At 36.1% G+C, this 15117-nt stretch carries 13 protein-coding genes; 5 read left to right on the top strand and 8 right to left on the bottom strand.

Annotated features, from left to right (window positions below; all coding sequences use genetic code 11):
* Positions 1 to 407: 407 nt before the first annotated feature.
* On the top strand, positions 408 to 2492 hold the full coding sequence (locus tag PY093_RS11900) for an S-layer homology domain-containing protein (protein ID WP_275646090.1): 2085 nt from the start codon (positions 408 to 410) through the stop codon (positions 2490 to 2492).
* Between the two features lie 265 nt (positions 2493 to 2757).
* Here PY093_RS11900 and PY093_RS11895 read toward each other — a convergent pair whose 3' ends face one another.
* Entirely contained in the window at positions 2758 to 3036 is a 279-nt protein-coding gene (locus tag PY093_RS11895) for a hypothetical protein (protein ID WP_275646089.1), read from the bottom strand.
* Positions 3037 to 3231: 195 nt separating this feature from the next.
* Here PY093_RS11895 and PY093_RS11890 point away from each other — a divergent pair, with 195 nt between their 5' ends.
* Entirely contained in the window at positions 3232 to 4023 is a 792-nt protein-coding gene (locus PY093_RS11890; RefSeq protein ID WP_275646088.1) for an alpha/beta fold hydrolase, read from the top strand.
* Between the two features lie 166 nt (positions 4024 to 4189).
* Here the strand turns inward: PY093_RS11890 and rnz are convergent, their stop codons facing one another.
* The 3 genes from rnz to PY093_RS11875 are packed head-to-tail and all read right to left on the bottom strand — an operon-like array spanning position 4190 to position 7548.
* A complete protein-coding gene (gene rnz, locus PY093_RS11885; RefSeq protein WP_275646087.1) occupies positions 4190 to 5113 on the bottom strand; it encodes a ribonuclease Z in 924 nt (307 codons plus the stop codon).
* Between the two features lie 18 nt (positions 5114 to 5131).
* Positions 5132 to 6346, bottom strand: coding sequence for a hypothetical protein (locus PY093_RS11880; protein WP_275646086.1), 1215 nt, complete (start codon positions 6344 to 6346; stop codon positions 5132 to 5134).
* A complete protein-coding gene (locus tag PY093_RS11875) occupies positions 6346 to 7548 on the bottom strand; it encodes a DUF58 domain-containing protein (RefSeq protein WP_275646085.1) in 1203 nt (400 codons plus the stop codon). Before PY093_RS11875 ends, PY093_RS11880 begins: the two co-directional genes overlap by 1 nt.
* Positions 7549 to 7712: 164 nt before the next feature.
* Here PY093_RS11875 and PY093_RS11870 point away from each other — a divergent pair, with 164 nt between their 5' ends.
* The 3 genes from PY093_RS11870 (at position 7713) to PY093_RS11860 (ending at position 10208) form a co-directional block, all read left to right on the top strand.
* A complete protein-coding gene (locus tag PY093_RS11870; protein WP_275646084.1) occupies positions 7713 to 7865 on the top strand; it encodes a hypothetical protein in 153 nt (50 codons plus the stop codon).
* A 215-nt stretch (positions 7866 to 8080) separates the two neighbouring features.
* Positions 8081 to 9577 carry a glucose-6-phosphate dehydrogenase gene (gene zwf, locus PY093_RS11865; RefSeq protein ID WP_275646083.1) on the top strand — a complete coding sequence of 499 codons (1497 nt, stop codon included), beginning with the start codon at positions 8081 to 8083 and terminating at the stop codon, positions 9575 to 9577.
* 13 nt (positions 9578 to 9590) lie between these two features.
* Positions 9591 to 10208: a cyclase family protein gene (locus tag PY093_RS11860; protein WP_275646082.1), complete on the top strand. Its 618-nt coding sequence runs from the start codon at positions 9591 to 9593 to the stop codon at positions 10206 to 10208.
* 100 nt (positions 10209 to 10308) lie between these two features.
* Here PY093_RS11860 and gndA read toward each other — a convergent pair whose 3' ends face one another.
* The 4 genes from gndA to PY093_RS11840 form a co-directional block, all read right to left on the bottom strand.
* A complete protein-coding gene (gene gndA / locus PY093_RS11855) occupies positions 10309 to 11721 on the bottom strand; it encodes an NADP-dependent phosphogluconate dehydrogenase (RefSeq protein ID WP_275646081.1) in 1413 nt (470 codons plus the stop codon).
* A 152-nt stretch (positions 11722 to 11873) separates the two neighbouring features.
* Complete coding sequence (locus PY093_RS11850; protein WP_275646080.1) at positions 11874 to 13142, bottom strand: DNA polymerase IV; 1269 nt, start codon at positions 13140 to 13142, stop codon at positions 11874 to 11876.
* Between the two features lie 104 nt (positions 13143 to 13246).
* Complete coding sequence (locus PY093_RS11845) at positions 13247 to 13711, bottom strand: chemotaxis protein CheW (RefSeq protein WP_275646079.1); 465 nt, start codon at positions 13709 to 13711, stop codon at positions 13247 to 13249.
* Between the two features lie 189 nt (positions 13712 to 13900).
* Positions 13901 to 15019, bottom strand: coding sequence for a M20/M25/M40 family metallo-hydrolase (locus PY093_RS11840; protein WP_275646078.1), 1119 nt, complete (start codon positions 15017 to 15019; stop codon positions 13901 to 13903).
* Positions 15020 to 15117 lie beyond the last annotated feature (98 nt).

The following is a 15117-nucleotide window of genomic DNA, read 5'->3' as shown; positions in this document are numbered from 1 at the left end:
GATTCTACGTTCCCTTTTAACACATTAAATCTAAACTTTGGACACCATATAATATGGTATTGGATAAGGAATTTACAATGATTTAATCTATTGTATTCGCTCATTTTTCACCTTAAAATCTTAAAATTAAAACTCTATATGTGAATTTTACCACATAGGAATATATGTTCTCAATACATATTTTGAAAGAAAGTCGCTCAAATAGGGCAGTCCGAAGACTATCCTTGAGCGAAGCCCTTACATCCACGGGGCAAGCCCGCGTGGTTTTACGGGCTATTTCTATAACAAAAAACGTCATATATTCAAACTTTGTTGCCTAATTAATTAGATGCCTGTTCGAAATTCCTAATAATATAACTGAACAATGTAGAAAATAAGGATATTAATGAACTAAGGATGGTTTTAAAATGGATTTATTTTTAAGGCATGAGCTAGTACAAGTAGATAACGGATACATGTTAACGCTTTATGTAAATCGGTTCAATCACGAGTTTGCAAATGAATTAAATATTGTAAATGAAACCGAAAAAAAAGAAAACCTTACTAAAAGAGTTAAACAGTATATTAAAGATCACTTTCCTAACAAGAAAATAATAGGCGCAAATATACTAGTAGGTTCTTTATTATTTTCGACGATTGATTTAGATAAAGCTTCGGCCCATCACGACCCGGGATTTAACATGTCCTATCTGTATTTCGGAGGTTCAGCAAATTTTATCAAACAGGTTGATCGAACACAGGGCAATCTTTCAGTCGCTTCTCCTAGTTATTTTGATCTTAATGCTGACGGTAGTTTGAAACTAACGTCACAGCTAGATAAAAATTTTGTTGATGAGATGCATAGCCGTGGGATCAAAGTGGTCCCCTTTTTAAGTAATCATTGGGATCGTGATCTTGGACGCTCTGCATTACAGAATAGAGAACGTTTGGCAACTCAAATTGCCGAAGCTATTGAAAAAAATAATCTTGAAGGTGTCAATGTAGATATTGAAAATGTAACAGATGTAGATCGAGAGGATTACACAGATCTTGTAAGATTGCTCCGTGAAAAAATCCCTAAAGATAAGGAAGTTTCTGTTGCTGTAGCAGCAAACCCTAATGGTTGGAACAAAGGCTGGCATGGTTCGTACGATTATAATGAACTTGCTAAATACGCTGATTACCTAATGATCATGGCATATGATGAAAGTTATTCAGGCGGTCCCCAAGGTCCTGTAGCAAGTTATCCATGGGTTGAAAGATCGATTCAATATGCACTTAATGAAGGGGTTCCAGGCGATAAGATTGTATTAGGGGTTCCATTTTTCGGTCGCTATTGGATAGAGGGCGAGGCAACAGGTGGTACCGGAATATCAAAAGTAAGGGTAGAAGAATTGTTATCAAAGTATAGCGGAAAAGTAGTATATGACGATGTAGCAAAATCACCAAAAGCTATTATCACGATACTTCCGACTGATGAGCCAACAATAATAGCAGGAAAGGTTCTTAAACCTGGTACATATCATATTTGGTATGAAAATGAAGCATCCATCGCTGCAAAATTAGAATTAGTTCATAAATATAGTCTACGTGGAACAGGAAGTTGGAGTTTAGGTCAGGAAAATACTGCTATATGGAATGAATATGCAGTATGGTTACGTGGAGATTCTACTCCGGTGTCAGCAGCAACTGAACAAGAGGATTCAACTATTCCGGAACCAGCAGAAAATACAACTAATCCATTTAACGACATTAATGGGCATTGGGCCTATGATTCAATTTTATCCGTCCAACGAAAAGGTTGGATAAAAGGAAAAGACGCACAAACCTTTGCACCCGAAGAAAAACTAACCCGCGCACAAGCTGCAGTGATATTGGTAAGAGTTCTTGAACTGAAGCCAATAGGTGAAATAGGAACCTCATCCTACAAAGACATAGCAAACAATCACTGGGCATTAACAGAAATTGAGATTGCACGCCAACATGGAATCATTAAAGGACGTACTGATGGCACGTTTGGACAGAATGAACCGATAACAAGGGAACAAATGGCTGTTATCCTAGACAGAAGTTTAAATGTAACAAATCAAAAAGCCAATTTAGCAACTACTCCTTTTAAAGATGTCACGAAGAAGCGATGGTCTTATGAAAGTATTGCTATAATGAATCAACTAGATGTTTTTAATGGTTATAATAATGGGACGTTTGGACCGACTGACCCGATTAAACGATCACAAATGGCTGCATTGCTGGATCGCTCCGCCGAGGTAATATCGCCTACTGCTACATTAAAAGTTGGTTCAAAAGGGGAGGAAGTTACTATACTCCAAAAAAAGTTAAATCATTTAGGACTTTTTAATGCAACCTACACCGATACCTACGGAACAATTACAGAGCAAGCGGTTCGAACCTTTCAGGCTAACAACGGATTAACAGTAGACGGGGTTACAGGCCCCAAAACAATGAAAAAAATCAATGAACTACTCAGAACAGACAGACTTAAAAGCAGTTAGTATGTAGGGTAAATAGCATGAACAAAAGCGCAAGGCGCGCCCGCTTATCGGCGACAAGCATAAGACGGTTCCTTTAAGAAGGTGGTTTTTCCTTCTTAAAGGAAATGGCTTATGACCTCAGGTCCGATGGCGCCTGGAGCTAGACGTAGATAGACAGAGACACGAAGTTATACACAACCTTACAATTTTATAAATTCCTAAGCATGAACAAAAGCGCATTCATTTGTATATAGGTGGATGTGCTTTTAAATTTTGAATCGATATCTCATTTTACGCTTTTATATTCATAAATAAATGGCTTTGGATTTGTTTTAACAGTATAAGAAAATACCCCTTGATTTGTATGTAAATATAAAAAACCAACTACTGCAGATATTTTTTTATAGGACATATCAAAAACATCTGAAAGTAGGAAGTGATGTGAAGTACTGACGATCCTATCTAAATACAAATAAAGGTATTTCTCCTCTTCTATATATTTTTGTTGATTTGATTCGATTACTCTAGTAACTATAGTGTACTTTTGTGTAGCAATAATTCCCACGTAATCCCCTCTTTTAACTATAATAGGTCGAACACTTGATTATCAATATAACAATTCACAAGAAAAAATACAAAAATGATCACATATAGCTATAACTTTTAGTTTTTTTAAAAATTCTCTTAAAAAAATCGGGTAACACCTGTATAATTAACTATGAATTCGTTACCATCGAAAAAATAAGTTACTGGAGGAACTATGTTACATTATAAAACTTATATACTTAATAATTCTCTACCTTGGGTAACTTTTATTCATGGTGCAGGGGGTAGCTCGTCTGTTTGGTATAAACAAGTGAAGGAATATAAAAAACACTTTAATATCCTATTACTAGATTTACGTGGTCATGGTAGGTCAAGTAAAAATAAATGGAGAAAAAATGATAACTTTCAACATATAGCTGAAGAAGTAATTGAGGTATTAAATCATTTAAAAATAGATTCAAGTCATTTTGTTGGGATTAGTCTTGGCACAGTCGTCATACAAACAATCGCTCAACAGCATGCACATCGCATTAAATCTATGGTTCTTGGGGGTGCTGTTACCGAGTTAATCTTCCGTTCTAGACTTCTGCTGGCATTAGGTAATATGGGCAAATATTTACTACCTTACATGTTACTTTACCGTCTCTTCGCTTGGATTATGATGCCTAAACTCCATCATAAAGAAGCACGGAACACGTTTGTTTCACAAGCAAAAAAGCTCTGTCAAAAAGAATTTATTCGATGGTTTTCACTTACGAGATCAATCAATCCATTTCTAAGAAAGCTGCAACATGATTTCAATAATATCCCTACACTTTTCATTATGGGTGAGCAAGATCACATGTTTTTACCACCAGTTAAACAGCTAGCCGCAAGAACAAAAGAAGTTGCCTTGGTGTGCATTAAACATGCTGGACATGTATGCAACATTGATTCACCTACGCATTTTAATCAGGTTTCAATAGAATTCATTACAAACAATAGTAAAGTTAAATCTATTATATAATGAAGACATTTTCTTTTCTAGGCAACAACAAAAGCTACCTCTCCATACAGATAAGAGGTAGCTTAAGTATTTTTCTAATGCCAAATTCTCGTGACACTATACTCTTCTTCATTTATATGAACTTTATATACATCGGGGTTCGTCATGGCCTTCCATTCCTCAGAACTTACGCTCTTACTACTTTATAGCTCATAAAATCTTTTGCAATGTAGGTATTATCAAAAATAGCTTTAGCTTCTATTAACAGCTGCTTATAATCCTCGCCTTGATAACGAGAGCTAATATGAGTAATAATTAATGTTTTAACATTTGCTTCTATAGCTATAGTTGCAGCTTGTGTGGTTGTTGAATGGAAATAATCTTTGGCAAGCTGTTTTTCGTTAGCGCTAAAAGTCGCTTCGTGTATGAGTACATCCGCATCACTCGCGAGTTTGCTACTTGCCTCACAAATTCGTGTATCACCTAAAATAGTAACAACTCTACCTTTTTGAGGTGGTCCAACGAATTCCTCACCATTTATAATCCGCCCATCCTCTAATTTGACAGTCTCCAAAGCTTTTATCCTCTGAAAAATAGGGCCTGGTGGAATCCGAAGTTCCTTTAGTTTATCCACAAGTAACGTACCTGGAAGGTCCTTTTCTTCAATACGATATCCATATGAAGCTATTCCGTGGTCCAATTTGGTAGCTGTTATAAGAAACTGATTGTCTTCGAATACAACGCCATCTTCAATTTCGACAATTTCCAACGGATACCGAAGATGAGTATTACTTATACTTAATGAAGTTTGAATATAATCCCTTATCCCTCTTGGTCCATATATCGTTAGCAAGGATTGACCTCCTTGAAAAGACCGGCTACCCAGTAATCCTGGTAATCCAAATATATGGTCCCCATGAAGGTGAGTGATAAATATTTTTTCAATGCGTCTAGGTCGAATAGATGTATAGAGTATTTGGTGCTGTGTTGCTTCTCCGCAGTCAAAAAGCCATGTAGCGCCCCGTTCCTCTAAAAGATGCAAAGCGATACCCGTTACGTTACGTTCTTTGGCTGGAACAGCTGCACCTGTTCCTAGAAACACTACCTCCACTTGCATACCTCCTATTAGCTAGACATCTTTCTTGTTTAATTTTTCTTTAATTTCTTTTATAACTATATCATATTTCTCGATTTCCTCTTTTGATAATGATGTTTCATCATATCTAACCTTTTCATATGATTGTATAACATCATCATGTTCGGATAGACCCACTCGGTCGAACCATTGCTTAGCTGTCTCGGCTGAATGTCTTCCAAGCTTTTTTTTTGCTCCGATATTTTCTAAATCATAGAAGAGCTTTCGAACATAATCCTTTGGTGGCTTTTGTCTCCGCCTAAAAATGGACCGGCCTGAATTTACCATATCAGAAGACTTAGATCTTATTAGTAAACTATCGTTTTGTCGCTCACTACCTTGTGCCAAACTTCGATATTTTTTATATACAATAATCGCAGTAATAATGATTATGACTGCTGATACTAACACCCAAAGATTAGAAAAGTCGACTTGTTCCTTCGCTTCGATTCCTTCAAATACATTTTCTAGCAAACCATCTTCAACATCTGCTTCCCCTTCAGATTCCCAATATTTTTGCAAACTCTCTATACTCATGAGCCAGTATAATAATGGCATGAAAGGAATACTTAAAACAAGGAAAATAGTTTTTAAAAGGAAAAAGAATAACCACTTAATAGCTGGTAGTGATAGTGCAAGTAAGGCGATACCTCCTGTCGTAATACCAATCATTTTAATAAGCCAATTCGTTTGCTTTTTCCTTGTTTGCTCATTTGCATAAGACCCTGTCATAAGACCTTTAATAAAACGCCCGATAATGATAAAGATTACTTGAAGTGCAGTTAAGATTAGAATTAGATTTCGAAAAGGGTAATCCATCATAGCGGCTGAAATAAAATAAATGACCCCTACCGCGAAGGAGAATACTAATACTCCCCCTTCATTTTGGCTATCTGCTGCCTCATTCACAAGTATTGGAATACGCCATAACATAAAACCCGCCAATATAATGAGTAATTCAATCTGATAATTTAGAGCTATTCCAACAAGTAAAGTAACTACTGCAGCGGTAAGAAAGGTCAAAAAAGACTGCTTCTTACTTTTCAAAAAGATAAGAAAAACTAGTAGTCCAGTTCCCCCAACCAAAGTAATAAACGGAATGATAGGTGGTAGCGTATTTGAAAACATATAATAGAGGAAAATTACTATATATAGTAAATATGCTTCTATAAAATAATGATAAGTTCGTAAAATAGTGTCTCTTTTCATTACACTAACACCTTCTCTTTCTCGGTGTTGGAGCTAAGCATTTTGACAATATAGCCCTTTCCTTCACTATCAATAATCTTATAATTCTCAATCCCTTGTCTTGTAAAGCCTTGATATATAACCTCGTCTTTATAAGTAACAGGTCCCAATGTAATCGTAAATGCAGATAGTTTATGGTGCTTACTTATGTAAAACAGCATTCTATCAAAAGGGATTACAACTGATTGCTTGTGGACTCTAGCTAATATTTCAAGTACTTTTGAAAGCTGAGCTTTTCCACTCCCAAGTGGTAGATAGTAAAATGGTGTTTTTCCTGAAGAACGAATATTGATAAGTAGTTGAAATTCGATATTTTTTTTTGTAGCAATTTGGCAGATATAAGCCACATAACTCAAAACACTTTCTAAATTCCCAATAATTCCGTTACCATCTTTAACATTTACTATAAGCGTCCAGGCAAATTGTGAGGTAGGCTCTAGGATTTTTGTCTGCAAGTTAGTAGTACGGGCAGTAGCTTTCCAATGGATTCGATTAAAAGGATCAGTCTGTTCGTAATCCCTTGTCCCGATTGTCGAAGTATGATCTACAAAAAGGGAACTGCGGTTATAATAATTACCAATCTGTTTAGGGGTCATCTTTTCAAGCCCCTCGACTACAATAGGTGACGGGTAAATAATAACCTCATGATTAATACCGATATTATTTTCTAGAAAAGCCATTCCAAAGCCAAATGGATGATTAATAGACAGGTTAACTCTTCTAATCCGGGCCAACCCTCGCCTTCGGGCTTGTACCGGGATTGAAATCTCAATCTCTTCACGGCCTGCAACAGAGATTGGAATAAGAATATCCAGTTGATTCTTAACCACTGACGTTTTATAGGAATCACATGCTATCACATTATCAACAGTAAGACGTAGCACACCATTAATAATAGGTAATCGACCAAAATGATTGATTCGCACTATCATGATCCCCGTCTCCCCTGCAAACAGTTTAACTCGTTGTTTTTCATGTTCTATCACAAAATCATTAGCTACGTATTTTAAATATAATTTGCTAGAAAGATCATACACAATAAAAAAACAAGCAAATACAAATAATAAGATTGATTCAGTATATAAACTGGCTAAAAGGATAGTCCAAGCACTAAATGATAGTAAATTTTGCAATTTATTTTCAATGATTTGTTTATGCCACATTCCAAATACTCCTTAATAGTAGATTATTTACATTATAATGTATAAACATAGTTTTTTTAAGAAAATTTAGAAGAAGTGCCTCTTTCTAATGTAGAGTAACTATGGTATTACATCGTTTTTGGTTATACTTATTAGAGTTAACACATCGTAAAAGGAGAAACAGTATGGTACATAACAAGACGAGAGTAATTGTTTTTGATTTAGATGGGACTTTATATGAAGATACACACCACTTTGATTATTATGCACTGAGGTTACAAGAAATGCTTCCAGAAGAAAATCGTGTTCTTTTTTGGAACGATTATGAGAAGCCGTAAGCGGTAATCATGCGCTAAGAATTGGTAGAGTATATGATGCCAACCAAAGCTTATGTTAGAAATAGATACTTTTGGAATACTAAAAGAAGAATTCAGATTATCTTGGGCTTTTTTTCTAATTAATTGATTTAATGACGATAAACGTCTAAAATTAAGTATTTGTATGGGATACATAAATCTAAGTACAATAGCTTGCTAAAAGTGAGGTTCTTTATGTGAATAGATTAGAACAACCTAAAACAATCATCGTTATTTTCGGAGCAACAGGTGACTTAGCAAAACGAAAACTTTTTCCTTCCATTTATAATCTTTACAAGAAAGGAAATTTATCTGAAGATTTTGCAGTTGTTGGTGTTGCACGCCGGGAACTATCATCAGAAGAATTTCGTAATGATGTAGAAGAGTCTATTACAGAATTCAACAAAGAAACAGAAGTTCTAGAAACATTTTCAAATCATTTCTATTATCAAGCTTGTGATGTTACAAATTCTTCGTGCTATTTAGAGATTAAAGTTTTACTTGAGAAGTTGGATGAACAATATAATACAGAAGGAAATCGTATCTTCTATTTAGCTATGGCGCCTGAATTTTTTGGAACGATTGCGGAATATTTAAAGAAAGAAGGGCTAACATCAACAACCGGTTTTAGCCGTTTAGTGATTGAAAAGCCATTTGGACATAATCTACCTTCTGCACAACAACTAAATGATCAAATTCGTCAGGCCTTTAATGAAAACCAAATTTATCGGATTGACCATTACCTAGGAAAAGAAATGGTTCAAAATATCGAAGTAATACGATTTGCAAATGCAATCTTTGAACCGTTATGGAACAATCGTTATATAGCAAACGTCCAAATCACCTCTAGTGAAGTACTAGGCGTCGAGGATCGTGGTAGATATTATGAAACATCAGGGGCATTACGTGATATGCTTCAAAACCATTTGATGCAAATGGTCGCACTTCTAGCTATGGAACCACCGATTAAATTAACTACAGATGAAATCCGTAGTGAGAAAATAAAAGTCTTACGAGCACTCCGACCCGTATCTGAGGATGAAGTTCATGGTTATTTCGTGAGAGGCCAATATGGTAAGGGGATGGTTGATGGAAAGGAAGTTATCGGATACCGTGAAGAAAATAACGTTGATGATAATTCCAATACTGAAACATTTGTTGCTGGTAAATTATTAATCGATAACTTCCGCTGGGCTGGTGTACCTTTTTACATTAGAACTGGAAAAAGAATGAGCGCTAAATCCACAAAAATTGTTGTTCAATTTAAAGATATTCCGATGAACCTTTACTATAGTAAGGGTGAGATGGCGCAAACTCCTAATTTGCTAGTGATTAATATCCAACCAGATGAAGGGATAACATTGCACTTAAACGCTAAAAAATCAGGCCAAAATATTCAAACGACTCCTGTAAAATTAGACTTCTGTAACAATTGTGTTGACGGCATTAACACACCAGAAGCCTATGAAAAACTTCTTTATGATTGTATGCGAGGTGACGCAACTAACTTTACACATTGGGATGAAGTTGCACTTTCTTGGAGCTTTGTGGATCCAATTTCAAATGTATGGGAAACCCAAATGGCTACTAATTTCCCTAATTATCACTCTGGTTCAATGGGCCCAAAAGAAGCGGATCAGCTTTTAGCAGAGGATAGCTTTATCTGGTGGCCAGTCACGGACTTTGATAAATAGAAAGGATGGTTTTATGAAAATATATGATGTAACAGCCCCTATTTTCGAAGGTATGCCAGTTTACAAAAACAAACCTGAGAAACAACCAAAACTAACAACAGTTACGAATGGATACGTTTCAGAAACCAGGTTAGCTTTAGATGTACATACAGGCACCCATATTGATGCGCCCTTACATATGGTAATTAACGGGGAAACGTTTGAAACAATTCCAATTGAAAAATTAGTAGGTTCCTGTAAAGTACTTGATTTAACACATGTTGAAGATAGAATTACAAAAGCAGACTTAGACAAGCTGGATATTCAGGCTGATGATTTCTTATTATTCAAGACAAAAAACTCATATGACGAAGAGTTTAATTTTGACTTCATTTTCTTAGCTGAGGATGGAGCAAAATACGTCTCAGAATTAGGTGTTCGTGGTGTTGGGACAGACGCACTTGGTATCGAGAGAAGCCAAGAAGGCCACCCTACCCATAAAACATTGTTTGCGAACAATATCATTATAATTGAGGGACTTCGTCTTAAAGATGTAGATCAAGGAAGTTACCTGATGGTAGCAGCACCGCTTAAGCTTGCTGGCATCGATGCTTCCCCAGCCAGAATTCTTTTATTAGAGAATTTAAACTAGATTGCAAAAACCCCCTACTAGGTAGGGGGTTTTTTTAATAGGTAGGGAATAATTGAAAAGAAAATCTATACTTTGTCTACTTTAAGTGACCAACGCTTCATTATTTAGACATCCATTCCGTATGGAAAATACCTTCTTTATCTATTCTTTGATATGTATGAGCACCAAAGTAATCACGTTGTGCTTGTAGTAGGTTTGCTGGTAGTGACTCTGTACGATAGCTATCATAGTAAGCTAAAGCACTTGAGAACGATGGAACTGGAATACCACGAGTAATCGCCTGTCCAATCACCTCTCGAAGTGCTCCTTGATAGCCTTCTACAATTTCTTTAAAATATGGATCCAATAAAAGATTGGGAAGATTTGAATCTCTGTCAAACGCATCTTTAATTTTTTGAAGGAATGCCGCACGGATGATACATCCACCTCTAAAAATCATCGCAATATCACCATATTGTAAATTCCAATCATATTCTTCAGAAGCAGCTTTCATTTGCGCAAAACCTTGTGCATACGAACAAATTTTACTCATATACAATGCTTTACGAATAGCTTCAACAAACTCCTTTTTATCACCTTCAAAGGAAATTTTCTCTGGCCCTGTTAATACCTTACTTGCCATTACACGTTCTTCCTTCATAGCTGAGATGAAACGAGCGAACACAGACTCAGTTATGATTGGTAATGCTACACCAAGATCTAAAGCATTCTGGCTTGTCCATTTTCCAGTTCCTTTTTGCCCCGCAGTATCTAAGATTAAATCAACTAGCGGTTTGCCTGTTTCTTCATCGATTTTTGTAAAGATATCAGCAGTAATTTCAATTAGATAACTATCAAGCTCACCCTTGTTCCAATCTGCAAAGATTTCATGAAGCTCGGCTGCTTCTAATCCAAGAGCATGTTTCATTAAAAAGTAAGCTTCACAAATAAGCTGCATATCTCCATATTCAATACCGTTATGTACCATTTTCACGTAATGTCCTGCACCATCTGGCCCAATATATGTACAACAAGGGTCTCCATCGACTTTTGCAGAAATATCCTTTAAAATTGGTTCAACTAATTCATATGCTTCTTTTTGACCACCTGGCATTATTGAAGGTCCTTTTAATGCACCTTCTTCCCCACCTGAAACACCTGTACCGATAAAGTGGATTCCCGCAGCACTTAATTCCTTATTTCTTCGCTGTGTATCAACAAAGAGAGTGTTACCGCCATCTATTAATATATCACCTTTGGATAAATATGGCTTTAATTGTTCAATTGTTGCATCAGTAGGTTTTCCCGCTTTTACCATCAGTAATATTTTTCTTGGAGTTTCAAGCGAGTGTACAAATTCCTCAACACTATATGTACCGATAACATTTTTACCTTCTGTTTCATTAAGCATTTCATCTGTTTTATCAGCTGAACGGTTATAGACTGAAACAGTATAACCCCTGCTTTCAATATTCATAGCTAAATTCTTACCCATTACCGCTAAACCAATTACACCTATTTGTTGTTTTGACATCAATAAACGTCCCTTCTAGAACCTATTTACTTTTCCTTTTAGAAAATAACACAATAGTACTAACTATATCAAGTTACAGCTTCTATAACAATCACTAATTTACAATGACCTTATTCTTTCCTAATAGCTGTTTTCGTAATCTTTGTTTCTTTTTATTGGTTTTTATTTATATCTGATAAAAAGTCTTTTTCAAAACTAGTACCATGGTCATTATCACCATATGAAGCCTGTTTTGTTTTTTTAATTCCATGACTTACAATCTCCGAACCAAATTTTCCTTTTAATTGTTCAACTACTTTTAGTAAGGGTTCTTTTTTTGCATCTTTCTCATATGAAAATAAGTCAAGTTGTTTAAAAGCTTCTCCTTTTTCAACTAACTCTTGGGCGGTCACTCCAAGTAAACGAACTGGTTCCTCAGTCCAGTGTCGCTTCCAGAGCCTTACAGCGGCAGCAAAAATCGCTTCATCATCATTTATTGGGTTCTCCAATTTTTTACTCCTTGTAATTGTAGATCTATCTTGGTAGCGGATAGTTAGCTGAACATTATTTGTAAGCATATCCTTTCTCCGTATTCTTCTACCAACAGATTCAGACAGTCTTTTAAGAACATCCATTAATTCATGGAGATCAGTTGAATCCCGCGGTAATGTTGTAGAATTGCCAATACTTTTAAAATCAGAAATAGCATCTGGGTCAACTGGACGATTATCTACTCCATTTGCGCGTTGTTTTAACCTTTCTCCATTTATCCCTAGGATTTGCTTTAATTGTATATCATTACCTTTGGCTAGGTCTTCTATGGTATGTATGTTAATCTTCGCTAACTTTTCAGCTGTCTTCTTGCCGACCCCATGCATTTCGTTAACCTGTAATGGCCAAAGCTTTTCCTGTATATCCCGCTTCCTAAGTACTGTTATACCTAATGGTTTTCTCATATCTGAAGCAGTCTTTGCCAAAAACTTATTTGGCGCAATTCCAATACTACAAGGGAGTAATAATTCTTGTTGTAATTTCTTTTGTATTTCCTTGGCAATATCAAGAGGTGAACCTTTTTCATAGCAGTCTGTTATATCTAAATAGCCTTCATCAATGGATACAGGCTCAACTAGATCTGTATATATTCTTAATAATTCAAACATAGCAAGGGAGGCCTTACGATACCGTTCAAAGTTTGGTTTTTTTATTAACAAATTTGGGCATAATTTTTTCGCTTCCCATAGTGGCATTGTTGTCTTTACTCCAAGTGCTCGCGCTTCATAGCTACATGTGATGATGATCCCCCTACGTTCTTCAACGTTTCCTGCTATTGCTAGAGGTTTGCCTCTCAGGCTTTCGTCATATGCCATTTCAACAGATGCATAAAAACTATTCATATCCACATGAAGGATTACTCTACCGTTTTTTGGATACATTTGCTTCATCACGACACACATCCTACTAACGTATTTCTGTTATTTTACCATATTGTCGTTTTCAATAAAAAAAGACAGACGTCATGAGGTCGTCTGTCCAAAATTATTTATAATTAAACCAAGCTGTTCATATGTTCTTTGATTTGTTTGATTCCTTCTAAACTCTCAAATAAGTTGTTTGGGTCTAGTAATGTTAGCAAGCGATTTTCTAGGTTGGCTACTCCAAGGAAATAGGAGGTTTTTTGATAGGCAAGGAGATTAAGTTGTTTAATTTTTTCTTGTGGAATATCTAGAATTTCCTTTGCGTCATCTACGATTAAGCCTACAGATAGATCCTCCGTCTTTGTAACAATCATCCTTGATTTATCGGTTTCGATTGTTGTCCGGTCATATAGAATAATACCAGTATCAATTACAGGGACTAATTCCTCCCTAATTGTTACAACCCCTTTCATAAATGATGGCATTTTTGGTATTACAGTAGAAGGTTGAATTCTTTCTATCGAAATGACATTTTGAACAGGTATTCCATATTCTTCATTTCCTACTTGGAAAACGACGACTTTGCTAGCTTCCATTTGAATCACCTCAATTAACATGGTGTATGTACGTAGCCTTATAAACACTATGACTAATGTACTATGTAATCTACATCATACTATACTATCTTTAAATATGAAACAGAATTACTAGATTCAGAGGATACAATTGATTTCTAAACAAACAAAAACTGCCCATCACCTGTGAGCAGTCATGTTAACTTATTTTTATTTAGCTACTTCTTCAATAATAGCTACAACCAATTCAGTCGTTTTAACTAGTTCTTCAATCGGCATTTTCTCGTTTGTTGTATGAATTTCTTCATAACCTACAGCAAGATTTACTGTTGGTATTCCATGTCCTGCTATAACGTTAGCGTCACTTCCTCCACCACTTTGTCCAAGCTGACTAAGGCGACCGATTTTTTCTACAGCACGTTTAGCTACTTCGACAACATGGTCTCCATCAGCAAATTTAAATCCTGGATACATAACGGTAACTTCTACATCCGCACGTCCACCCATTTCATTTGCCACTGTTTCGAAAGCTTCTTTCATTGCCTCTACTTGTGCTTCCATTTTCTCTGGTACTAATGAACGTGCCTCTGCAAGAATGTCTACGCGATCACAAACGATATTTGTTTGTGTACCCCCTTCAAAGCGTCCAATATTTGCTGTTGTTTCTTCATCAATTCTACCTAATGGCATTCTAGCAATCGACTTTGCAGCGATCGTAATGGCAGATACCCCTTTTTCAGGGGCAACCCCAGCATGTGCTGTTTTACCAATAATAGTCGCTTTAACCTTTGCTTGTGTTGGAGCTGCTACAATAATATTCCCGACCTTACCATCGCTATCAAGCGCATAGCCATATTTAGCTTTTAAAAGTGCAGGATCAAGTGCTTTTGCACCTACTAGACCTGACTCCTCACCTGCAGTAATAATAAATTGTACCGTACCATGTTCTATCTTGTTTTCTTTAAGGACTTTAATCGCTTCGAACATTGCAGCTAAGCCTGCTTTGTCATCTGCACCTAGAATCGTTGTACCATCTGTTATGATGTAACCGTCTTTAATAGAAGGTTTAATTCCTTTACCTGGGACAACAGTATCCATATGAGATGTAAAATAAATAGTGTCAACATCTTGTTTTGTACCTTCTAACGTACAAATTAAGTTACCAGCACCATGTCCAGTTTCCGCAGTCGTGTCATCTTCTACTACATCCACTCCTAGAGCAGTAAATTTCTCCTTTAGGACCTTTGCAATGTCAGTTTCATGTTTTGTTTCTGAGTCAATTTTCACCAACTCTAAAAAACCTTCAATAAGGCGTTCTTGATTTATCATGCGGTATATACCCTCCAATTAGAAACTTATGTAATGTCGTCCAAAGAGTAGACAACTTATATCCTTTATCAGACTACCATATTCGAAACTTGCACGCC

Origin of the sequence: Cytobacillus sp. S13-E01 (assembly GCF_029193815.1) — a bacterium.
Taxonomy (GTDB): Bacteria; Bacillota; Bacilli; order Bacillales; family Bacillaceae_L; genus Bacillus_BV.
The sequence above is the reverse complement of the archived record's forward strand: the minus strand, read 5'-3'. Positions and strand labels throughout refer to the sequence as shown.

Bases quoted from the DNA above. Each gene is read 5' to 3' on its own strand.
- PY093_RS11900 (WP_275646090.1), top strand. From the start codon at position 408: ATGGATTTATTTTTAAGGCATGAGCTAGTACAAGTAGATAACGGATAC.
- PY093_RS11890 (WP_275646088.1), top strand. From the start codon at position 3,232: ATGTTACATTATAAAACTTATATACTTAATAATTCTCTACCTTGGGTA.
- PY093_RS11880 (WP_275646086.1), bottom strand. From the start codon at position 6,346: ATGAAAAGAGACACTATTTTACGAACTTATCATTATTTTATAGAAGCA.
- PY093_RS11875 (WP_275646085.1), bottom strand. From the start codon at position 7,548: ATGTGGCATAAACAAATCATTGAAAATAAATTGCAAAATTTACTATCA.
- PY093_RS11870 (WP_275646084.1), top strand. From the start codon at position 7,713: ATGGTACATAACAAGACGAGAGTAATTGTTTTTGATTTAGATGGGACT.
- PY093_RS11860 (WP_275646082.1), top strand. From the start codon at position 9,591: ATGAAAATATATGATGTAACAGCCCCTATTTTCGAAGGTATGCCAGTT.
- gndA (WP_275646081.1), bottom strand. From the start codon at position 11,721: ATGTCAAAACAACAAATAGGTGTAATTGGTTTAGCGGTAATGGGTAAG.
- PY093_RS11850 (WP_275646080.1), bottom strand. From the start codon at position 13,142: ATGAAGCAAATGTATCCAAAAAACGGTAGAGTAATCCTTCATGTGGAT.
- PY093_RS11845 (WP_275646079.1), bottom strand. From the start codon at position 13,711: ATGGAAGCTAGCAAAGTCGTCGTTTTCCAAGTAGGAAATGAAGAATAT.
- PY093_RS11840 (WP_275646078.1), bottom strand. From the start codon at position 15,019: ATGATAAATCAAGAACGCCTTATTGAAGGTTTTTTAGAGTTGGTGAAA.